20 protein-coding genes are annotated in these 19,878 nt (G+C 70.5%); 13 read left to right on the top strand and 7 right to left on the bottom strand.

Annotated features, from left to right (window positions below; translation table 11 throughout):
* Positions 1 to 4: 4 nt before the first annotated feature.
* Positions 5 to 2,053, bottom strand: a complete 2,049-nt coding sequence (locus tag IPL89_04585; protein ID MBK9062456.1) for a S9 family peptidase — start codon at positions 2,051 to 2,053, stop codon at positions 5 to 7.
* A gap of 77 nt (positions 2,054 to 2,130) precedes the next feature.
* Between IPL89_04585 and IPL89_04580 the strand changes: the two genes are divergently transcribed.
* Both IPL89_04580 and IPL89_04575 read left to right on the top strand, forming a co-directional pair.
* Positions 2,131 to 2,850: a YIP1 family protein gene (locus tag IPL89_04580; protein MBK9062455.1), complete on the top strand. Its 720-nt coding sequence runs from the start codon at positions 2,131 to 2,133 to the stop codon at positions 2,848 to 2,850.
* A 1-nt stretch (position 2,851) separates the two neighbouring features.
* The gene (locus IPL89_04575; GenBank protein MBK9062454.1) at positions 2,852 to 3,229 is read left to right on the top strand and encodes a DUF2752 domain-containing protein; all 378 of its coding nucleotides are present in this window, start codon (positions 2,852 to 2,854) and stop codon (positions 3,227 to 3,229) included.
* A gap of 4 nt (positions 3,230 to 3,233) precedes the next feature.
* On the opposite strand, the gene rfbD is transcribed toward IPL89_04575, so the two are convergent.
* Positions 3,234 to 4,118, bottom strand: coding sequence for a dTDP-4-dehydrorhamnose reductase (rfbD, locus tag IPL89_04570; protein ID MBK9062453.1), 885 nt, complete (start codon positions 4,116 to 4,118; stop codon positions 3,234 to 3,236).
* Positions 4,119 to 4,171: 53 nt separating this feature from the next.
* Between rfbD and IPL89_04565 the strand changes: the two genes are divergently transcribed.
* The 11 genes from IPL89_04565 (at position 4,172) to IPL89_04515 (ending at position 17,204) form a co-directional block, all read left to right on the top strand.
* Positions 4,172 to 5,149 carry a DUF2157 domain-containing protein gene (locus tag IPL89_04565; protein MBK9062452.1) on the top strand — a complete coding sequence of 326 codons (978 nt, stop codon included), beginning with the start codon at positions 4,172 to 4,174 and terminating at the stop codon, positions 5,147 to 5,149.
* Positions 5,146 to 6,330 carry a hypothetical protein gene (locus tag IPL89_04560; protein ID MBK9062451.1) on the top strand — a complete coding sequence of 395 codons (1,185 nt, stop codon included), beginning with the start codon at positions 5,146 to 5,148 and terminating at the stop codon, positions 6,328 to 6,330. Before IPL89_04565 ends, IPL89_04560 begins: the two co-directional genes overlap by 4 nt.
* 79 nt (positions 6,331 to 6,409) lie before the next feature.
* Complete coding sequence (gene vorB / locus IPL89_04555; protein MBK9062450.1) at positions 6,410 to 7,825, top strand: 3-methyl-2-oxobutanoate dehydrogenase subunit VorB; 1,416 nt, start codon at positions 6,410 to 6,412, stop codon at positions 7,823 to 7,825.
* Complete coding sequence (locus tag IPL89_04550) at positions 7,822 to 9,243, top strand: 2-oxoacid:acceptor oxidoreductase family protein (protein MBK9062449.1); 1,422 nt, start codon at positions 7,822 to 7,824, stop codon at positions 9,241 to 9,243. The genes vorB and IPL89_04550 overlap by 4 nt, the downstream gene beginning before the upstream one ends.
* A gap of 11 nt (positions 9,244 to 9,254) precedes the next feature.
* A complete protein-coding gene (locus tag IPL89_04545) occupies positions 9,255 to 9,530 on the top strand; it encodes a hypothetical protein (GenBank protein ID MBK9062448.1) in 276 nt (91 codons plus the stop codon).
* A complete protein-coding gene (locus IPL89_04540; GenBank protein ID MBK9062447.1) occupies positions 9,527 to 11,746 on the top strand; it encodes an acetate--CoA ligase family protein in 2,220 nt (739 codons plus the stop codon). The genes IPL89_04545 and IPL89_04540 overlap by 4 nt, the downstream gene beginning before the upstream one ends.
* 81 nt (positions 11,747 to 11,827) lie before the next feature.
* Entirely contained in the window at positions 11,828 to 12,748 is a 921-nt protein-coding gene (locus IPL89_04535; protein ID MBK9062446.1) for a pyridoxal-phosphate dependent enzyme, read from the top strand.
* A gap of 312 nt (positions 12,749 to 13,060) precedes the next feature.
* A complete protein-coding gene (locus IPL89_04530) occupies positions 13,061 to 14,260 on the top strand; it encodes a beta-lactamase family protein (GenBank protein MBK9062445.1) in 1,200 nt (399 codons plus the stop codon).
* Between the two features lie 78 nt (positions 14,261 to 14,338).
* Positions 14,339 to 14,608: a hypothetical protein gene (locus tag IPL89_04525; protein ID MBK9062444.1), complete on the top strand. Its 270-nt coding sequence runs from the start codon at positions 14,339 to 14,341 to the stop codon at positions 14,606 to 14,608.
* 1,727 nt (positions 14,609 to 16,335) lie between these two features.
* Positions 16,336 to 16,812 (top strand): prolyl oligopeptidase family serine peptidase, encoded by a 477-nt coding sequence (locus IPL89_04520; protein MBK9062443.1) that lies wholly within the window; start codon positions 16,336 to 16,338, stop codon positions 16,810 to 16,812.
* 5 nt (positions 16,813 to 16,817) lie between these two features.
* Complete coding sequence (locus tag IPL89_04515; GenBank protein MBK9062442.1) at positions 16,818 to 17,204, top strand: isoprenylcysteine carboxylmethyltransferase family protein; 387 nt, start codon at positions 16,818 to 16,820, stop codon at positions 17,202 to 17,204.
* Here the strand turns inward: IPL89_04515 and IPL89_04510 are convergent.
* Genes IPL89_04510 through IPL89_04490 form a run of 5 tightly spaced genes read right to left on the bottom strand, consistent with a single transcriptional unit; the run spans position 17,201 to position 19,663 of the window.
* The gene (locus IPL89_04510) at positions 17,201 to 17,923 is read right to left on the bottom strand and encodes a hypothetical protein (protein ID MBK9062441.1); all 723 of its coding nucleotides are present in this window, start codon (positions 17,921 to 17,923) and stop codon (positions 17,201 to 17,203) included. The genes IPL89_04515 and IPL89_04510 overlap by 4 nt on opposite strands.
* 30 nt (positions 17,924 to 17,953) lie before the next feature.
* Positions 17,954 to 18,394 carry a hypothetical protein gene (locus IPL89_04505; GenBank protein MBK9062440.1) on the bottom strand — a complete coding sequence of 147 codons (441 nt, stop codon included), beginning with the start codon at positions 18,392 to 18,394 and terminating at the stop codon, positions 17,954 to 17,956.
* Between the two features lie 2 nt (positions 18,395 to 18,396).
* Positions 18,397 to 18,552, bottom strand: a complete 156-nt coding sequence (locus tag IPL89_04500; GenBank protein MBK9062439.1) for a M24 family metallopeptidase — start codon at positions 18,550 to 18,552, stop codon at positions 18,397 to 18,399.
* A complete protein-coding gene (locus IPL89_04495; protein MBK9062438.1) occupies positions 18,543 to 19,175 on the bottom strand; it encodes a M24 family metallopeptidase in 633 nt (210 codons plus the stop codon). The genes IPL89_04500 and IPL89_04495 overlap by 10 nt, the downstream gene beginning before the upstream one ends.
* Positions 19,163 to 19,663, bottom strand: a complete 501-nt coding sequence (locus IPL89_04490) for an aminopeptidase P N-terminal domain-containing protein (GenBank protein ID MBK9062437.1) — start codon at positions 19,661 to 19,663, stop codon at positions 19,163 to 19,165. The genes IPL89_04495 and IPL89_04490 overlap by 13 nt, the downstream gene beginning before the upstream one ends.
* Between the last annotated feature and the right edge of the window lie 215 nt (positions 19,664 to 19,878).

Below are 19,878 nucleotides of genomic sequence, written 5' to 3'. Positions count from 1 at the left end.
GGGCCTACTTCATCCAGCGGTCGAACCAGCCGAGGACCTCTCCGTACCAGAGCTTCGCGTTCGGGCCCTTGAGGACCCAGTGGTTCTCGTCCGGGAAGTAGACGAGGCGCGCCGGGACGCCCTTGGCCGTGAGCGTGCCGTAGAACTCTAGGCCCTGCCCGATCGGCACGCGGTAGTCCTTCTCGCCGTGCACGATGAGCACGGGAGTCCTGAACGCGGCCGCGTAGCGGTTCGGGCTCCACTTTTCCACGGCGTCGCGGTTCGTTGACGGCGTGCCGCCGTAGGAGTGGTGCCGGCCGTAGGTCGCGTCCGACGCGTACTGCGCCATGAGGTCGTAGACGCCCGCGTGCGAGACGAGGCACTTGAAGCGGTCCGTGTGGCCCGCGATCCAGTTCACGAGGAAGCCGCCGTAAGAGCCGCCGGCCGCCGCCATGCGCGAGGCGTCCACGCGCCCCTGCGCGATCAGGACGTCCGTCGCCTTCATGACGTCCGTGAACGGCTTGTCCGGGTGGGCGCCGAGGATCGACTCGACCCACTTCTGCCCGAAGCTGGACGAGCCGTGGAAGTTCACCATCGCGACCACGTAGCCCGGCGCCGCGAACGCGTGCGGGTGCCAGCGGAACGAGAACGCGTCCCCGAACGTCCCGATCGGCCCGCCGTGGATGAGCTGGACGAGCGGGTACTTCTTCCCGGCCTCGGCTCCCGGCGGGGCCACGACGAACATCTGGACGTCGTCGCCCGCAGCGCCCTTGAAGGTCATCTCCTCGACGGCGCCGAGGTTCCATGTCGCGACGAGCGCGTCGTTGACGTGCGTGAGCATCCGGAAGCCTGTCCCGTCGAGCTTCGCCGCGGCGATCTCGGGCGGGTGATTCAGGTCGTGGCGCTGGAAGACGACCTCGCCGCCCGGAGTGACGGACGGGCCGGCGGCCGTGCCGCCCTTCCAGACGAGGCGCGGTGTCCCGCCGGTGACGGGGAGCGCGTAAAGGTTCGTCCGCGCGCGCACCTCGGCCGTGAAGACGATCGACTTTCCGTCCTGCGCGAACTTCCAGCCGCCGCACGAGTTCTCCCAGCCGTCCGTCAGGAGCGCGACCTTGCCCGTCGCGACGTCGAGGAGCGCGAGACGCGTGTAGTCGGGCCAGCCGTCGGCCTTGAGCTGCGTGCCGAAGGCAATCGTCTTCCCGTCCGGCGAAAAGACCGGGCTCACGTCCTCGCCCTCGCGGGCGGGCGTGAGGTTCTTCACCTCGCCGCCCGAGGCCGGGACGAGGAACAAATCCCAGTTGAGCGTCGCGTACGGCTCGGGCGTGCTGTTCGCGGCGAAGACGACGGACTTGCCGTCGGGCGAAATGTCGAACGACCCGCCCTCGTCGAGGCCGAAGTAGCGCTTGCTGCCGGGCGTGAGGTCCGTGACCTTCTTCGTGGCGACGTCCACGACGAAGAGGTGCGGGTACTCGCCGTCCGTGAGCCAGTGGTCCCAATAGCGGAAGAGGCGGTTTTCGCTGGTGCGCGCCTTGACGGGGTTCTTCTCGCGCTTCTCGAGTGCCTTCTTCGTCTCTTCCGGCGACTCCGCTCCGGCGACGACGTTCGCGAGGAACGCGATGCGCGTGCCGTCCGGGAACCACTTCGGGTTCGCGACCGCGGTGGGCATGTCCGTCAGGCGCTCGGCCTCGCCGCCGTCGAGCGGCAGGACGTAGAGCTGGGCGGCGGCGTCGCCCTCGCGCTTGGAGAGGAACGCGAGGCGCCTGCCGTCCGGGCTGAAGGCGGGCGACGTGTCGGAGGCCTTGTTCGCCGTCAGGCGGCGCGACGCGCCGGAGGCGACGTCCACGAGGTAAAGGTCCGCGTTCGCCTTCATCTCGTCGCCTTCGTAGGCCGTGACGGCGTATGCCGCGCGCGTGCCGTCGGGCGCGAGCACAGGGGCACCGACCCTTTTGACGGCCCAGAGGTCGTCGACGCCGAAGGCCTTTTTTGCCGGAGGGGCCTCGACCGCGAGGGCGGTGGAAGCGACGGAGACGAGGATGGCGGCGAGAAGGGCGGGACGGTGGAACGGCATGCGCATGGCCCAATCTTCCCGCAACTACGCACGGCAGCCTAGCGGCGTTAGGATGCGAGACGACCAATCGAGAGGAGGACTCCATGTCGAGCGTTCCGCCGCCCGGATCCGGATATCCGCCGCCGCCTCCACCTCCGCCACAGGGCCCGCCGCCGTTCATGCCCGCCGGCTCCGGCCTCGCCTGGGAGACGCAGGCGATCGGCCCCGAGTCGTTCCTGGACACCGCGAAGCTCTTCATCACGGCGCCCGAGCAGGCCTGGGCGCGCACGCGCGAGACGGGCGACTACACGCGCCCGCTGCTCTTCGCGCTGATCGTCGCCTGGGTGGGCGCCATCTTCAACGCCGTGTGGAGCACGATGTTCGGGGCCGGGCTGATGAAGATGCTGCCGGCCCAGTACAGCCGCTTCGGGGCGATGGGAATGGGCGGCGGCGGCCTCATCGCGAACATCATCCTCGCGCCGATCTTCATCGTGATCGGGCTCTTCATCGGCAGCGCGATCTTCCACGTCTCGTTCATGATCGTGGGAGCGCTCGCAGGCTCGAAGTCGCAGTTCGAGGGCACGTTCCGCGTCGTGTCGTACTCGTCGATCGCGCACATCGCCTACGTGATCCCGTTCGTCGGCGGGCTCGTGGCGCTCGTCTGGCGGATCTACCTGATGATGCTGGGCGTCCAGCAGCTCCACAAGGCGAACCAGGGCAAGGCGTTGATGGGCATCCTCCTGCCGGTCGTCCTGTGCTGCGGCTGCGCCGCGATCGGGATGATTTTTGCCGGGGCCGCTCTTTTCTCGGCGTTCAACCGGTAGCGTGACCCCCGGACGCCAGCTCGCGTTTCTCTGGGGCGGCGCGGCGCTCTTCTGCGCCGCGGCCGCCCCGTTCGCGCGCGATCTCGCGGCGGGCGCGCCCGTCTGCGCGTTCCGCGCGATCACGGGCGTCCCCTGCCCGACGTGCGGCGGGACGCGCGCGCTCCTCGCGCTCGCGCGGCTCGACGCCTTCGCGGCCCTCGCGTGGAACCCGCTCGTCACGCTCGCTGTGGCGGTTTTCTTCGGGGGCGGCCTCGTCGCGCTCGTCCTCGCGCTCCGCGGGCAGGGCGTCCCGGACGGCGCGCCGCCCCGCTGGGCCGGCGCCGCCGCCGGCCTCGCGCTCGCGGCGAACTGGGCGTTCGTGGTTCTGACCGGGCGCTGACGCTTCAGGCCCGCGGCCGGACGCCCGAGGTCGGCTTCGCCGGCGTGGGCGCTTCGCGGACCGCGCGCTCGAGCGCGGACTGCCAGGGCGGGAGGTCGATGCCGGCGTTCGCAAGCTTCTCGTTCGACAGCGCCGAGAAGAGCGGGCGCGCCGTGCGCAGCCCGGAGCGCTCCAGCGACGCCGGGATCACGTTGGACGGGCTCGCAGCGAGGCGCACGATCTCGAGCGCGATCTCGTGCCACGTCGCGAACCCCGAGTTCACACAGTGGTAGATCCCCGCGGCCGCCTTCTTCTCGACGAGCCGCCGCGTCGCGGCCGCGACGTCGTCCACGTGGATGGGGGAGACCTTGCGGTCGTAGAACGCCGTGATCGTCCGGCCCTGCTTCGCCTCGGCGATCATCTTGTCGATCGTCCCCTTGCTGCCGGGCGTTCCGAAGAGGCCCTCGACGCGGATCACGTACCCGCGCGGCGCGTTCTGCGCGTAGATCTCTCCGAGGAGCTTCGTCGCGCCGTACACGTTCACGGGGTTGGGCTTGTCGGTTTCGCGATAGGGCGCCGTGGCGGCGCCGTCGAAGACGTAGTCGGACGAGTACTGGACGAGCGCCGCACCGGCGGAGCGGGCGACGTCCGCGAGGCTCCTCACCGCGAACGCGTTCACGGAGAGCGCCAGTTTCGGGTCGTCCTCCGAGGCGTCGACCCCGAGGACGGTCGCGTTCACGATGACCTCGGGCTGGAGCTTCGCGACGCGGTCGAGGACGGCGAAGCGCTGGGTGACGTCGAGCGCGGCGCGCGTCAGGGCGGCGACCTCGTGGCCGGTCTTTCGCAGCTCGCGCACCAGTGCCTGACCGAGCTGCCCCCCGGCGCCCACGACGACGATTCGCAATGCCATGCGCCCTCTACTGTAACGCAGGCGAACGGTTTCCGCCGTATGCTGGACCCGCGATGAGCGCGAGCCCCGAGGTCGCCGAAGCCGTCTCGGCTCTCAACGCCGCCGGCGTCCTGACGGACGAGGAGGGCGACCGTCCCGGGCGGGTGGCGCGGGGCGAGTTGGTTTCGGTTCGCGCCGAGCTGCGCGCCGCGCTCTACCTCGGCGTCGTGCTTCTGGTGTCGGGCGTCGGGCTCTTTCTGAAGGAAAACGTCGACCGCATCGGCCCGTCGGCGATCGCCGGGGCCGTGGGCCTCGCGGCGGGCGCGTGTCTCGCGTGGGCCTGGCGGAAGGCCGCGCCGCCGTCGTGGGGGGAAGCGGCCTCGACGCACGCCGCGTTCGACTACGTCCTCCTCCTCGGCGCGCTCCTCGCGGCGGCCGACCTCGCGTGGGTGGAGGCGCAGACGCGCCTGCTCGGCCCGGCGTGGCCGCTGCACCTCCTCGTCGTCGCCCTCTTCTACGGCGCCCTCGCCTACCGGTTCGACTCGCGGATGCTCCTCTCGCTCGCTCTCGCGTCCTTCGCGGCGTGGCGCGGCCTCGCGCTCAGCGTCGCACACGCGTCGCTCGGCCCGGGAGACGTCGCGCGGCTCCGCTGGGAGGCGCTCGCGACGGGCGCGCTCTTCGCGGCCGTCGGAATCGTCACAGCTCGCGCGGGGAAGAAGGCGCACTTCGAGGACGTCTGGGTGAACGCGGGCGCCCTCCTCGTCTTCGGCGGCCTGCTGTCGGGCGTCTTCGGATCGCCGCTCGACTGGGGGGTGTGGCTCGCCGCGCTCCTCGCCGTCGCGGCCGCCGTCGCGGCGGCGTCTTATCGGTGGAAGCGCACGCTGCCGTTCGCGCAGGCGGTCCTCGCGGCATACCTCGGCCTCCTGCGCGCGGTGTTCTCGGAGGGGTTGGGAGGGGGAGGCTTCGAGGCACGGTTCCTTCTCATGGCACTGCTCGGCGGCGCCGCACTCGTGACGATCTTCCTCGCCCACCGGCGCATGAGGATTCCATGAAAGGGGAATGGGTCGCCTCCGAGCGCGTCGAGGAAGTCCGCGCCGCCGCCCGCGGCTGGAAGAGGGCGGGCGCCGTGAGCGAGGGCACCTTCGAAGAAATCTCCCGCCGGTACCCGGAGCCGCGCACGTTGCCCGCACCGCTATGGCGGATCCTCACGTTCGTCTTCGGCAGCTTCATCCTCCTGGCGTTCGCCGCGTTCTTCGCCCTCACCGTCCGGCCGAGCGGATCGTCAGCCTGGGTTCTCTGCGCCGTCCTCGGGGCCGGATTCGTCCTCGTGGCCGACCTGCAGGCGCGCTCGCCCGCAATGGCCCTCCGCGGCGGCGTCGAGGCGGCGAGCTTCTGGGGACTCCTGCTCCTCGTCGCCGGCCTGTTCCTCTTACTCGAAGAAAATCTTCATCTCTCCGAACCCGATGGCCCGAATTTCGTCCTTCTCGGCGTGGCGCTCCTCTTTGCCATGGGCGCCTTCCGCTGGGGCAACCCCGTTTTCGCGGGATTCGCCGCCGGCGCCCTCTTCGTCCTCCTCGCGCGCGCGCCGCACGGGCGGTTGCTCTGGATCGCGGGCGGCGTCGTCCTGAGCGCCGTCGCCGCGAGGTTCACGGACCGGCCGGCCTGGGCGCCCTCGCACCGGGCCTGCGCCTGGGGCCTCGTCGTCTGCGGGATCGCGGCCGTCTATGCCGCCGTGAACGTCTGGTCGCTCGACCACCGGATGATCGAGCAGCTCGGAGGGCGGGCGCGTTTTCTGCCGGAAACCTGGCCGGGCGACGGCGCGCGCGCGGCGGCCATCCTCGCGACCGCGCTGGTGCCGCTCGCGGTGCTCCTGCGCGGCATCGTGCGGCGCCGGAAGATCCTCCTCGACGCAGGGTTGGTCCTCGCCGCGCTCTCGCTCGTGACGCTGCGCGCGTACGTCCACGCCCTCGACCTTCGCGTCGTCCTCGCGGCGGCGGGCGCCCTCCTCATCGGGGCGGCGCTGGCGGTGAACCGGTGGCTCGCCCGCGGCCCCGGAGGCGAGCGGCGGGGCTTCACCGCGGACCCCCTTTTCACGGACGAGACGGCCTTCCGAGCGGCCGAGCTCGTGCCCGTCCTCGCGGCCCACGCGCCGGCCGCGAAAGCCCCCGACGCGCCGGGCTTCTCGGGGGGCGGCGGCAGCTTCGGCGGTGGGGGCGCAGGTTCTTCTTACTGAATGACTTGAGACCCTGATTCATCTGCTCTCTGGCGGAAAAGTTGCGGAGGTCGTCAAATTTCGTGCCGGAGGGTCCTCCATGGCCAGTCCGGCCCCCGTTCGTGAACGACCGAAACCCTTCCTGCTCGACGAGTTCTGCAAAGGCTGCGGGCGCTGCATCGAAGCCTGCGCCAAGAACTGCATCGAAGTAGGCCACGAGATCAACCCGCTGACGGGCCTCGTGCCCGTCGTGCTGAACCTCGACCACTGCAACGCCTGCGGCCTGTGCATGGACGCCTGCCCCGAGCCGTACGGGCTCAGGCCCGAGGCGAAGCCGAAGGCGAGCGAGGACTTCGAGCTGCAGGACCCGGCCAAGCTCTTCGGCGAGCGCGCCAGCCAGCGCCCGAAGCCGGTTGCGATTCCGCCCGAGATCGTCCCCCTCCCGAAGACCGAGCCGCTCGTGCTGAAGGGCAACTACGCGGCCGCGGTCGGCGCGCTCCTCGCGGGCTGCCGCCACGTTTATGGCTATCCGATCACGCCCTCGACGGAAGGCGCCGAGCTGATGGCGAAGCTCCAGCCGAAGCTGGACGGCGTTTTCCTGCAGGCCGTCAGCGAGGTCGCGACCGTCAACATGATGTACGGCTGCGGCGGCGCGGGCCTGCCCTGCATGACGTTCACGTCCTCGCCGGGCTTCTCGCTGATGCTCGAAGGCATCTCCTACATGATCGGGTCCGAGGTTCCGGGCGTCTTCGTGAACGTGATGCGCGGCGGCCCGGGCCTCGGGAACATCGCCCCCGAGCAGGCCGACGTGAAGCTCGCCTGCCGCGGCCTCGGCCACGGCAACACGCACGCGATCACGCTCGCGGCCTCGACGCCGCAGGAGATGCTCGACCTCGCGCGCCTGTCGTTCGAGCTGAGCTTCAAGTACCGCAACCCCGTGATCCTCCTCGCGGACGGCTACCTCGGACAGATGACGGGCAAGGTCGTCCTCCCCGAGACGATGGTCAAGCCGGGCCTCCCCGAGTGGGCGGTCTTCGGCGACGCGGCGCACCGCGGGAACCTGATCTCGTCGATCTACCTCGACGAAAAGGATCTCGAGAACTTCAACGTCCACCTCAACGAGAAGTACGCGCGCATGCAGGCCGCCGAGCAGCGCGCCGACCTCTTTCTCTGCGACGACGCGGAAGTCCTCGTCGTGTCGATCGGGACGCCGGCCCGCATGGCCAAGGGCGCCGTCGAGGCGCTGCGCCTTCAGGGCGTCAAGGCCGGCCTCTTCCGGCCCGTCTCCGTGTGGCCGTTCCCGATCGACGCCCTGAAACCGCTCCTCCCGAAGGCCCGGCGCATCGTCGTCGTCGAGGCGTCCGCCGGGCAGCTCGAGGACGAGCTCCGGCTCGCCCTCTCGCACGCCGGCCTCGCCGTCCCGAAGATCGAGTCCGTCCGCCACATGGGCGGCGTCCTGCCGCAGACCGGAGAGGTCGTCAAAGCGGTCCTTTCCCGCGAGGAGGTGACCGCGTGAGCGTCTTCTACGAGAACTTCGAGCGGCACTCCGGCGGCCTGGGCCTCAAGGCGCACGCGACGCACTACTGCCCGGGCTGCGGCCACGGCCTCGTCCACAAGTACCTCGCCGAGGCGATCGAGGAGCTCGGCATCCAGGACCGCACGGTCGCGATCTCGCCGGTCGGATGCTCCGTCTTCCTCTACTACTACTTCGACGTCGGCAACTCGCAGGCCGCCCACGGGCGCGCCCCCGCGGTCGCGATCGGCCACAAGCTCGCGAACCCGGACTCCATCGTCGTGAGCTACCAGGGCGACGGCGACCTCGCGTCGATCGGCCTCGCGGAGATCGTCTCGACGGCGCAGCTCGGGATCCCGATCACCGTGATCTTCGTCAACAACGCGATCTACGGCATGACCGGCGGCCAGATGGCGCCCACGACGCTCATGGGCCAGAAGAGCGCGACGAGCCCGTACGGCCGGACGGCCGCGATGGGCCTGCCGATGAAGATGGCCGAGCTGATCGCGGGCCTCGACGGGCCCGTGTACGTCGAGCGCGTGGCCCTCTACGACGCCAAGCAGCGCATCAAGGCGCAGAAGGCGATCACGAAGGCGATGAAGCTGCAGGTCGAGAACCGCGGCTTCGCGTTCGTCGAGGTCCTCGCGGAGTGCCCGACGCACCTCGGGATGACGCCCGAGGAGACCGAGCACTGGGTCAAGGAGTCCATGCTCCCCGTCTTTCCGCTCGGCGTGAAGAAGGACGTCGTCGTCGAGCCGCACGGGGCGGTCCCGGCGCCGAGCTTCGACGCGGAGCGCCTCGTGGGCCTCGTCGGCGCCTCCGCGGAAAAGCCGCCGCGCTTCATGAAGGGCTTCCCCGAGCACCTCGGCGGCAAGGACGTCGCACTCAAGCTCGCGGGCTCTGGAGGCGACGGCGCCCAGACTGCCGCGATGCTCATCGCGCGGGCCGCGATCTCCGAAGGCTTCGACGCGACGCACATCCCGAGCTACGGCCCGGAGTCGCGCGGCGGCACGTCGTACGCCGACGTCCACGTCGCCGAGGACGAGGTCCTGTCTCCCGCCTCTCCGCACCCGAGAATCCTCGTCGCCTTCAACGCGCCGAGCCTCGCGAAGTTCGCGCCGGACGTCGTGCCCGGCGGGACGATCGTCTACGACAGCTCGGTCATCCACGACGTCCCGAAGGTTGCCGAGGGCGTCCGGCTCGTCGGCGTCCCGCTCACGGAGATCGCGGTCGACCTCGGCAAGGCGATGGTCAAGAACGTCGTCGCGCTCGGCGCGCTCTGCGCCGCGACGGGTCTCTTCCCGGAGGAAACGTTCAAGACGGCGCTCCGGCAGGCCCTGAAGGACAAGTGCGCGCTCATTCCGCTCAACGAGGAAGCGTTCGCATGGGGAGTAAAGTCCGTCACGGCTCCCGGCAACTGACGGAGGGGACGATGGAAAACAACACGACCCACAGCCTCACCTCCACCGAGTGGCGCCTCGTGAACGCGCTGCGCGAAGTCCCCGAGTCCGCCCTGAGAACGCGCGTGAACGCCCTCGTCGAGGGCCTCATCGAGCTGGCGCGCGAGCCGAAGTGCCCCGAGCACATGGCCGACGGCGCGCCCTGCGCGAGCGTCCACGCGAACTGCGACCAGTGCGTCCAGGTGACCCGCATGCTGGAAGGCCTCGAGGCGATGCAGCTCCAGATGCGGGGATACCCGGGCGCATGACGCCGGGGGCGCTCCTCGAGCACGAGGTCTACGCGCTGCTCGCAAAAGCGGGGTTCGACGTCCCGCGGCACGTCTTCTGGCCTGGGGCGGAGCAGGCTCCAGGACAAATTGAGGATTTCTTAGAAGGTTTAGGGGGAGACGCGGCGGGCGAGGTCGTCCTCAAAATCGCCTCGCCGGATCTCGCTCACAAGTCAGACGTCGGAGGTCTTACACTTTCTAAGAGATCTCCTTCTTCCGTAGCTGCCGCGGCGAAAAAGATGTGGGATGAGGTGGGGCGCCGCGCCCCGGGCGCTTCGCGCAGCGGCATCCTCCTCGTCGAGAAGCTCGTCCCCGCCTCCGGCACGCCGGCGGCCGAGGCCCTCCTCTCCTACAAGAACGACCCCGCGTTCGGGCCGGTGCTGGTGTTTGGGCTGGGAGGGCTGCTCACCGAGTGGTACGGGAGTCTCGCACCGGGCCACACGACCGTGATCCTCAGACCGGGGGAAGTGAAGCAGGGCCTCCAGGCCGCAATCGTCAAGTCTCCGGCGCTGAAGATTTTCTTTGAAGGTAACAGGGGGCACGCGAAGGCGCCGCTCGCGTTAAACGCCGTGGCGGCTCTCTTCGAATCACTTTCAAAGAATCTTCTCTTGTCTTTCTCCCCCTCTAATTCTCTCGGCAATCCGACTCTCGAAGAACTCGAAGTCAATCCAATCCTGCTCTGCGCGGATGGCCGCTGGGTCGCCGCCGATGGCAAGGCGCGTTTCTCCGCGCGACGCGCGGAACGCGCGTCGCGCCCCCTCGCAAAGATTTCTTCTCTCCTTGCCCCGAAGAGCGCGGTCGTCATCGGCGCGTCCGCGTCCGGCCCGAACCCCGGCCGCATCATCCTGAAGAACCTCAAGCAGTCCGAGGGCGTCGCGTACGGGAAGCTCTGGGCCGTCCACCCGAAGGAGAAATCGATCGACGGCGTCCCGTGCGTCGCGTCCGTGGCGGACCTGCCGGAGAAGGTGGATCTCGCGGTCGTCTCCGTGCCCGCGCCCGCTGCGCCCGCGGTCGTCGCCGCCCTCGCGGACGGGAAGGCCGAGTCGATCATCCTGATCCCCGGCGGGTTCGGCGAGGCCGGCCGCGGCGACCTCGAGGCCGCGCTCCGCAAGGCGCTCGCGGACGGGCACGCCCGCCCCGACGGCGGGCCGGTCCTCGTGGGCGGCAACTGCCTCGGGATCGTGTCGAAGGGCCAGTACAACACGTTCTTCCTGCCGCAGTACAAGCTGCCGTTCCACGACGCGCCGGGCGACTCGCTCGTCGCCGTGTCGCAGAGCGGCGCGTACCTCGTGTCCCTCACGAGCAACCTCGACGGCATCGTCTTTCCACGCGCGTCCATCTCCTACGGCAACCAGATGGACCTCACGGCGGCGGACTTCCTGACGTTCTTCGCGGACGACCCGACCGTGCGCCTCCTCGTCTTCTACATCGAGGGCTTCGCGCCCGGCGACGGCGAGCGCTTCGTGAAGGCCGCGCGGCGCGTCACGGCGGAGGGCCGGCACGTCGTCGTCTTCAAGGCGGGGCAGACCGCGCTCGGCGCCGAGGCCGCGAAGAGCCACACGGCCTCGCTCGCGGGCGACTACGCGGTGGCGAAGTCCCTCCTCGAGGGCGCGGGCGTCCAGGTCGCCCAGACGCTCGACATGTTCGAGGACCTCACGAAGGTCCACACGATGCTCGGCGACCGGCCCGCCCGCGGCCGCGGCCTCGCGGTCCTCTCGAACGCGGGCTTCGAGTGTTCGGCCGTCCTCGACAAGCTCTACGGCCTCGTGCCGTCGGCGCTGACGTCCGCGACGCTCGCGCGCCTGAAAGCCTGCCTGCCCGGGATCGCGCACGCGGCGAATCCCGTCGACGCGACGCCCATGGCCGACACGCCCGCGTTCGTGGAGGCGGCGGCGGCGATGCTGGACGACCCCGAGGTCGACATGCTCCTCGTCTCGCCGATCCCGGTCACGCCCGCGCTCGACATCCTCGCGCCCGACCCGTTCGGCGGGCACTCGGAGAACCTCTTCTCGAAGGGCTCGCTCGCGCAGGAGCTCCTGCGCCTCTTCCGCGCGACGCAGAAGCCGGTCGTCGTGAACGTCGATTCCGGCCGCCTCTACGACGACTTCGTCATGGTCCTCCAGCGCGGCGGCATCCCGGTCTTCCGAAAGATCGACCGAGCCTCGCGCGCCCTCGCGGCGCTCGTGCGCGCAAAATAGCCGGACGTGACGCCCGCAGACGACGCCCTCGACGCGGTCCCGCGGGTCCGGCTCGCGAGCCTGCCCACTCCCCTCGAGGAAATGCCCCGGCTCGCGAAGCGCCTGGGCCTCGGGAAGCTCTTCGTGAAGCGGGACGACGGCACGGGCCTCGCGATGGGGGGCAACAAGGCGAGGAAGCTCGAGTACGACTTCGCGCCGATCCTCGCCGGGAACTACGACGTCGTCGTCACGGTCGGCGGCGCGCAGTCGAACCACGCGGCCATGACGGCGGCGGCCGCGCGGCGCCTCGGCCTCGACGTGAAGCTCGTGCTCGGCGGGCCGGCGGTGACGCGCCCGAGCGGAAACATGCTCCTCGACGCCCTCTACGGGGCCGAGGTCCGCTACCTCCTCGACGACGACGACAACGACTCGCTCGCGGCGGCCATGGACGCGTGGGTGGCGGAGCTGCGCCGGGACGGGAGGCGCCCGTTCGCGCTGCCGATCGGCGGCAGCTCGGGTCTGGGCGCCCTCGGCTACGTCCGCGCGATGCGAGAGCTCGCCGCCCAAACCGGCCCCGGCCCAATCCAGGTCGTCACCGCTGTCGGGTCGTGCGGCACGTTCGCGGGCCTCCTCCTCGGCGCCCGTCTCTTCGCCCCCGACGCGCGCGTCGTCGGGATCAGCGTCTCGCGCACGGCCCGGCAGATCGCCGACCGGACGGCGGAGCTCGTGGCCGAGAGCGCGGCGATTCTCGGGCTTGCCTCGCCGCCGCCCGGCGCGCTCGAGTGTCACGACGGGTTCCACGAGCGTTACGGCGTCGTGACGGCTTCAGGCGCGGAGGCAATCCGCGTCTCGGCTCGGCTCGAGGGGCTCCTCCTCGACCCGGTCTACACGGGCAAGTCGATGGCGGGCCTCTTCGCGCTGGCGCGCTCGGGCGCCCTCGACCCCGGCAGCCCCGTCGTCTTCCTCCACACGGGCGGGCTGCCGATCCTCTTCGCCGTCGATCTCCCAGAGGAGGATGCATGACACGCGCGACCGGACCCTGCGCCCTTCTCCTGACCCTCTGCGTCCTCGCGTTCCCCGCCGTCCGCGCGGCCGACGCTCCGTCGACGAGGATCGTGGCGGCGCTCTCCGACGCTGACCCGGCGGTGCGCGAGCGAGCCGCGGCCGCGCTCGTTCGTCGCGGGCGCTGCCGCCGATTCGCTCGCCCGCATCGGGAGCGAAAGCGTCCCGGCGCTCGCGAAGGCGCTCGACTCGAAAGCCGAGGCCGTCCGAGCAGGGGCCGCGATCGCCCTCGGAAAGCTCGGCGCCCTGGCGCGACCCGCGGCGCCCGCTCTCGTGCGCGCGCTCTCGGATCCGGACGCGTACGTTCGCTGGTGCGCCGCGAACGCGCTCGGCGCCGCCGGCCTGGCGTCGGAGCCCGTCCTCGCCTCGCTCCGAGAGTCCCTTCACGACGCCGACGAGGACGTGCGGCGCGGCGCCGCGCTTGCGCTCGAACGGCTCGACCCGGCGGGCTGGCTCCGCGCCCCTTCCTGGGACGCGACGCTCGCGACGATCGAGAGGCTCACGCCGCTCCTGATGCGCGAGCTGCACGTGCCGGGCGTGTCGATCGCCCTCGTCCGGGACCGAAAGGTCTCATGGACAAGGGTATGGGGCGTCGCGGACGCCGGGACGAAGGCGCCGGTCACGGACGCGACGCTCTTCGAGGCCGCCTCGATGACGAAGCCCGTCTTCGCGGCGTCCGTCCTGAAGCTCGTCGAGCAGGGCCGGCTCGACCTCGATGCTCCGATCCCGGACGTCGGAACGCTCCCCGTGCAACCCGAGCGCCTCCGGATCACGCCGCGGATGGTTCTCTCGCACACCTCCGGCCTCCCGAACTGGCGCAAGGGGGGCGAGGAGAGGGATGGGCCGCTGCCGGTGATCGCGCAGCCCGGCGCGCGGTTCGGCTATTCCGGCGAGGCGATCTTCGCGCTCCAGAAATTCGTCGAGAAGCTGACCGGGGAGCCGATCGAGGAATACGCGCGGCGCACGCTCTTGATCCCTCTCGGGATGGAGCGCACCTCGTACGTCTGGACGCCGGCCCTCGACGCGAGCCTCGCGACGGGCCACAAGGCGGACGGGACCCGCCTCGAGCGCGCGCGGTACCGCCACGCGAACGCGGCGTACTCGCTCGTCACGACGGCGGCGGACTACGCGCGCTTCCTCGCGGCGCTCCTCGCTCCCGAGCGCGCCGCGCCGCACGGGCTCTCCGGCGCGTCCGTCGCGGCGATGCTGAAGCACCAGGTTCGCGCCGACGCGCGCGACCCGATCGAGCGCCCGGGCCGGGCGCGGGGCCGCGAGGTCTTCTGGGGCCTTGGCTGGGGCCTCAACACGACGGCCTCGGGCGACGTCGTCTATCACGGCGGCGCGAACCGGACCGGCTTCCGTTCCTATTGCCAGTTCTCGCCGGAACGCGGCACGGGAATCGTGATGATGACGAACGGCCTCGGCGGCGGCGAGCTGTGGACGCGCCTGATCAGCGCCGTCGGCGACCTGTAGGCAGCGCCGCTTCCTGATTCATCTGCTTCGTTCCCCCCTCCGGCCCCGCGGCTAAGATCTCGTCTCAGGAGGACGCCCGTGAGCCAGGGAAACCAGCCCGTCGTCGCGATGCTCAGCCCCGCCGAGATGGAGCTGATCCGCCTGCTCCGCGAATCCTCCACGTCTCCCGTTCGCGCGCGCGTCAAGACCGTCGTCGAGGGACTCCTCATGGCCGCCAAGGAACCGTTCTGCCCCGAGAAGCCGTGCCCGCAGTCGCCGGGGGAATGCGACCGCTGCTCGCAGACGATGCGCGTCCTCGAGGGGCTCGCGGCGATGGAGATGCAGATCAAGGGCCTGCCGGGAGCCTGATCCAGATTCGCTCCTGAGGTAACCTCGCCTTACTTTGGACAGGAGGCCCCCGTGCGAGCTGCGTCCCTGCGCCTCGTCCTCGCCGCCATGACGATCGCCACCACCAACGCCCCCGCCCAGACGGCCCCGGTTCCGCCCACTCCACCAGTGGCCAAGAAGGTGGAGAAGGTCCACCTCCTGCACGGCGACCCGCGGCCCGACCCGTACTTCTGGCTGCGCGACAAGCCGAACCCGGAAGTCGCGGCGTACCTCGAGGCCGAGAACGCCTACACCGACGCGGTCCTCAAGCCGACCGAGCCGCTCCAGAAGGCGCTCTACGACGAGATGCTCTCTCACGTGAAGGAGACCGACCTCTCCGTTCCCTATCGCGACGGCGCGTTCCTCTACTACTACCGCACGGAGAAGGGGAAACAGTACCGGATTCACTGCCGGAAGAGCGCGGGGGACGGCGCCGAGCAGGTCCTCCTAGACCTGAACGCGCTCGCCGAGGGGAAGAAGTTCATGTCGCTCGGCGCCCTGCGCCCGTCGGACGACGGGAGCCTCCTCGCGTACTCGACCGACGACACGGGGTTCCGCCAGTACACGCTCGCGATCAAGGACCTAAAGACCGGCGCGCTCCTCCCCGAGCGGATGCTGCGCGTCACGAGCGTCGCCTGGGCGGCGGACGGGAAGACGCTCTTCTACTCCGTCGAGGACGAGACGACGAAGCGTTCGCACCGTCTCTATCGGCACAAGGTGGGAACCCCCGCGTCCGCCGACGTGCTCCTCCTGGAGGAGAAGGACGAGCGGTTCGGCGTCCACGTCGGCCGCACACGCAGCGGCGCGTGGCTCGTCGTGGAGATCTCCAGCCACACGACGTCCGAGGCCCGTGTCCTGAAGGCCGACGCGCCCGAGGGCGAATGGGCGCTCGTCGCCGCGCGCGAGCAGGACCACGAGTACGACGTCGACCACCGCGGCGACCTCTTCTACATCCGGACGAACTCCGGCGGCCGCAACTTCCGGCTCGTGACGGCTCCCGTCGCCGCGCCGGGCCGCGCGAGCTGGAAGGAGATCGTCCCGCACCGCCCCGACGTCATGCTGACCGGGATCGACCTCTTCAAGGACCACCTCGTCCTCGAGGAGCGCACGAACGGCCTGCAGCGGTTCACGGTTCGGAGCTTCACGAGGGGCGACTCCCACACCGTCGCGTTCCCCGAGCCCGTCTACGTCGCATCTCCCGACACGAATCGCGTCTGGGACACGAAGATCTTCCGCTACGGCTATCAGTCGTTCGTGACGCCGCAGTCCGTCTTCGACTACGACATGGACGCGCGGAAGGCGACGCTCCTCAAGGAGTGGGAGGTCCCGGGCTACGACCGGACGCAGTACTCCTCGGCGCGCCTCTGGGCGACGGCGGCGGACGGGACGAAGATCCCGCTCTCGATCGTCTGGCGCTCGAAGACGGCCGACGGCAGGACGAAGACGCTCAAGGACGGGCCGTTCCCGACGCTCCTCTACGGCTACGGCTCCTACGGCATCTCGATCGGCGTCTCGTTCCGGTCCGACCGGCTCCCGCTCCTCGACCGCGGGTTCGCGTACGTCGTCGCGCACATCCGCGGCGGCGGCGAGATGGGGAAGACCTGGCACGACGCCGGGCGGATGAAGAACAAGATGAACACGTTCACGGACTTCATCGCGTCGGGCGAGACTCTCGTTGCGGAGAGAATCGCCGACAGCGCCGTCTGCGCGTGCCCGTTCGTGGACGTCCTGAACACGATGAGCGACGCCTCGCTGCCGCTCACGGTCGGCGAGCGAGTACGAGGAGTGGGGAAACCCGGCGACGAAGGACGAGTACGAGTACATCAAAGCGGTACTGCCCGTACACGAACCTGAAGAAGGGCGCGTATCCGGCGATGCTCGTCAAGACGTCGTTCAACGACGGCCAGGTCTTCCACCACGAGCCCGCGAAGTACGTCGCGCGGTTGCGCGCACGCTCAAGACGGACGCGAAACCGCTCCCTTCTCCAGACGAACATGGCGGCCGGGCACGGCGGCGCGTCCGGGCGCTACGACTTCCCTCACGAGATCGCGCTCGACGGGGGCGTTCCTGCTGACGCGGTTCGGCATCGCGGAATAGACGGGCCCGTCTCCGGCAATGACCACGCGCGAACGTCCCGGGTGATTCCGCCGTGCTCTTCGGGGTCGGACTCACCGCCGGCCTCCTAGCTCAGGTGGCTCGCGCCGTGCCGCTCTTCCCGCCGCGGCTCGAGGGCGAGAGGCGTGGTTTCGCCGGCCGCCATCTCCTCGCCGGGCTCGCGTTCGGGGGGGCGTTCTTCACGTTCGTCCGGGCGAAGACGACGCCGCACCCGAACCATCCCGTGAGCGCCTCGTCACGTGGGGGCCCTACCGAGTTCTCCGGCAACCCGTTGTACGTCCGGTTGTCTGTCGGGTTCGTGGGGATCGCGCTCGTCGCGAACACGCCGTGGGTCCTCGTTGCGCTCCCGCTCGTCTGGCTCGCGCTGCGCCGCCTCGTGATCGGCCGCGAGGAGGCCTATCTCGAGCGGAGGTTCGGGGACGAGTACCGGGCATTCAAGGCGCGCACGCGCCGCTGGCTCTAGCCGGTCCGGCTCACGACGCGCGCAGGCCGTCCACGATCGGCCGCCGCGCGGCCAGCACGGCCGGGACGATCGCCGAGAGGACGCCGACGGCCAGCGCGACGCCCGCCGCGAGCGCGACGACCTCGGGGAAGATCCATCCCCGCCGCGAACGGCGCCATCCGCGTCTCCATGAGCGCGCCCCTTGAGGCGCGAGAACGCCGCGACGAAGGCCAGGAACCCGAGGAGTCCACCCCACTCCGGCGAGCACGAGGCTCTCGCTCGCGACGAGGCCCACGATCCTCGGGCGAGAAGCCGAGCGTCCGCAGCACGGCGACCTCGACGACGCGCTCGCGCAAGTTGAGGGCGATCGTGTTCGCCGCGATCACGACGACGACGCCGATGATGATGACGCCCATCGCGGTCAGGGGCAGCTGGACGTTCCCAGGCAGCGAGACGAAGCCGAGCGTGAACGCGTTCTCGCTCTCCGTCTTCGTCGGGTTCGGCGAGTTCTCGTAGAAGTCGGCTCTCTTCCTCCTCCATCTGCTTCGGGCAGGCGCCCGGCGCAGGCGGGCGTCGGCGCAGCGCGTCCAGATCGTCGAGACGGTGCCGCGGAACGGCGGCCACGCCTCCCCGCGGTACGCGCGGTGGAAGAAGATGCTGGCGGAGTTCTCGTAGGGCAGGCTGTAGACGCCCTGGACCGTGAACGTCAGGTCCACGGTGCAGAGTCCCTTGATCGTCACGGCGTCGCCGAACCTTCCAGCCGTACTTCTTCACGGGCGTGACGCCCACGCAGGCCGCCCGCGCGAGTCCCTTCCTCCACTCCTCGGCCGAGCCTGGACGATCTTCGCGTCGTCGAAGACCTGGGGAAACTTCTCGGGGTCCACGGCGAAACGCGGAAAGACGTTCCCGGCGCTCGCGTCCCGGTGGAGCCCGGCGAAGCGGTCGATCGGCGTGATCGCGCGGACGCCTCGAGCGGCGCGATCCGGTTCATGACGGCCTGGGGCAGCGACGTCGTAAGGCCGACCCTTGTGCCGCGTGACGAGGCCGGTAGAGGCCGCGCTCGCGAGCCGGGTCGGGCGGTTCAGCGTCCGGAGAAACGTCGCCATGAACGCGACGAGGAAGACGGGGGCAGAGATCGAGCCGACGGTCAGGATCGTCCGCGTCTTCTTGCGCAGCAGGTTCTTCAGGACGAACGGCAGGAAGCGAAGCACGGTCAGGAGGCTTTCGGGGCGTCCTCCGTCAGGATACGCGCCCCGGATTCCGTCACGAGGACGTCGTCCTCGATGCGGATGCCGAGCCCGAGGTACTCCTTCGGGACGCGCGCCTCGTCGGGCCGTACGTACAGGCCCGGCTCGATCGTCAGAACCATGCCCGGCTCGAGCGGCCGCGGCCGGCCGCGCTCGTCGCGGTAGCGCCCCGCGGTCGTGCACGTCGAGGCCGAGCCAGTGCGACGTGTGGTGGAGCGCGAAGCGCTGGGAGGCGTTCTTCTTCTTCAGCGCCTCGCGCCGGCCCTTCAGGAGGCCGAGGTCGAGCAGCGCGTCGAGTAGGTCGGCCCGCGCCGCCTCGTGCGGCGCGTCCACGGTGCGCCGGGGCCTGACGGCCGCGATCGCGGCGCGCTGGGCCGCGAGGACCGCCCGCAGAGCCCGCGCCTGGGGCGCGTGAAGCGCCCGAGGCCGGAAACGTCCGCGTCACGTCGGAGGCATAGCCGCGGTATTCGCAGCCCGCGTCCAAGAGGACGAGGTCCCCCGCGGCGATGCGGCGGGAGTTCTCTACGTAGTGAAGGATCGTCGCGTTCTCGCCGGATGCGACGATCGTCGGATACGCCGGTCCGGTCGCGCCCATCGACCGGAAGCGCCGGTCGACGGCGGCCTCGACTCGTACTCGTACCGGCCCGGGCCGCGCGGTGCGCTGCGCGTCGCGGTGCGCGGACTCGGCGATGGCGGCCGCCCGCTCGAGGAGGGCGATCTCCTCTGGCGACTTCACGAGGCGCATCGCGTGAAGGAGGTCCGTCGGGTCGGGGCCGTCACGGGAGCGCGCTGCCGGGTGACGGGCCCCGCGCCGGAAGCGCGAGGGAGGCCGGCCACGAGGCGGTCGCTCGCGTCCGAGAGACCGAGGGCGTGGTGGAGGACGCGCGACTTGCGCACGAGGTCGGGAGACGCTTGTCGCGCTCGCGGGCGGGATGCGCCGCGTCGGCCCCGAACGTCTTGACGGCCCCCTCGACCGGCCCGGCGGCCTTCCCACGTCTCGCGCCGCGGTCCCGGGGCAGGACGAAAAGCGTGAACGTCCTCGCGTCCGCGTCGAGGACCGCGGTCGCGCCCGGCTCGGCGAAAGCCCGTCAGGTAGAAGAAGTCGGGATCGGGGCGGTAGCGGTAGTGAACGTCGTGCCCGAATGCGGCCTCGGGGGCCGCGAAGAGGAGCGACGCCCTCCCATCGAGTCGAAGAAACGCCCGGCGGCGCGCGAAGACGGTTCTTTCGGCCATGGCGCGAGTCTACCCGGCGCGGCGTGCGAGGATGGGGCGTGGACTCCCGCATCGTCCTGGCGCTCCGGGCCCGCTACCCCGAGTTTTCGCGCCCGGCTGAAGCGCGCCGTCATCGAAGGCCAGGTCATGGTGGACGGCGCCGTCGTGAACGACCCCGGCGCGCTCGTGCACGCGGGCGCCGACCTGAAGTGGGACCGCGACCGCCGCATCGAACG

The sequence above is a fragment of the Acidobacteriota bacterium genome (assembly GCA_016716715.1).
Lineage (GTDB): Bacteria > Acidobacteriota > Thermoanaerobaculia > UBA5066 > UBA5066 > Fen-183.
Note: the sequence above shows the minus strand (reverse complement) of the source record. Positions and strands in the feature narration are given on the sequence as shown.

Excerpts from the sequence above, each read along its gene's own strand:
- IPL89_04585 (MBK9062456.1), bottom strand. The coding sequence starts at position 2,053 with ATGCGCATGCCGTTCCACCGTCCCGCCCTTCTCGCCGCCATCCTCGTC.
- IPL89_04580 (MBK9062455.1), top strand. The coding sequence starts at position 2,131 with ATGTCGAGCGTTCCGCCGCCCGGATCCGGATATCCGCCGCCGCCTCCA.
- rfbD (MBK9062453.1), bottom strand. The coding sequence starts at position 4,118 with ATGGCATTGCGAATCGTCGTCGTGGGCGCCGGGGGGCAGCTCGGTCAG.
- IPL89_04565 (MBK9062452.1), top strand. The coding sequence starts at position 4,172 with ATGAGCGCGAGCCCCGAGGTCGCCGAAGCCGTCTCGGCTCTCAACGCC.
- IPL89_04560 (MBK9062451.1), top strand. The coding sequence starts at position 5,146 with ATGAAAGGGGAATGGGTCGCCTCCGAGCGCGTCGAGGAAGTCCGCGCC.
- vorB (MBK9062450.1), top strand. The coding sequence starts at position 6,410 with ATGGCCAGTCCGGCCCCCGTTCGTGAACGACCGAAACCCTTCCTGCTC.
- IPL89_04545 (MBK9062448.1), top strand. The coding sequence starts at position 9,255 with ATGGAAAACAACACGACCCACAGCCTCACCTCCACCGAGTGGCGCCTC.
- IPL89_04540 (MBK9062447.1), top strand. The coding sequence starts at position 9,527 with ATGACGCCGGGGGCGCTCCTCGAGCACGAGGTCTACGCGCTGCTCGCA.
- IPL89_04535 (MBK9062446.1), top strand. The coding sequence starts at position 11,828 with ATGCCCCGGCTCGCGAAGCGCCTGGGCCTCGGGAAGCTCTTCGTGAAG.
- IPL89_04500 (MBK9062439.1), bottom strand. The coding sequence starts at position 18,552 with ATGGTTCTGACGATCGAGCCGGGCCTGTACGTACGGCCCGACGAGGCG.
- IPL89_04495 (MBK9062438.1), bottom strand. The coding sequence starts at position 19,175 with ATGCGCCTCGTGAAGTCGCCAGAGGAGATCGCCCTCCTCGAGCGGGCG.
- IPL89_04490 (MBK9062437.1), bottom strand. The coding sequence starts at position 19,663 with ATGGCCGAAAGAACCGTCTTCGCGCGCCGCCGGGCGTTTCTTCGACTC.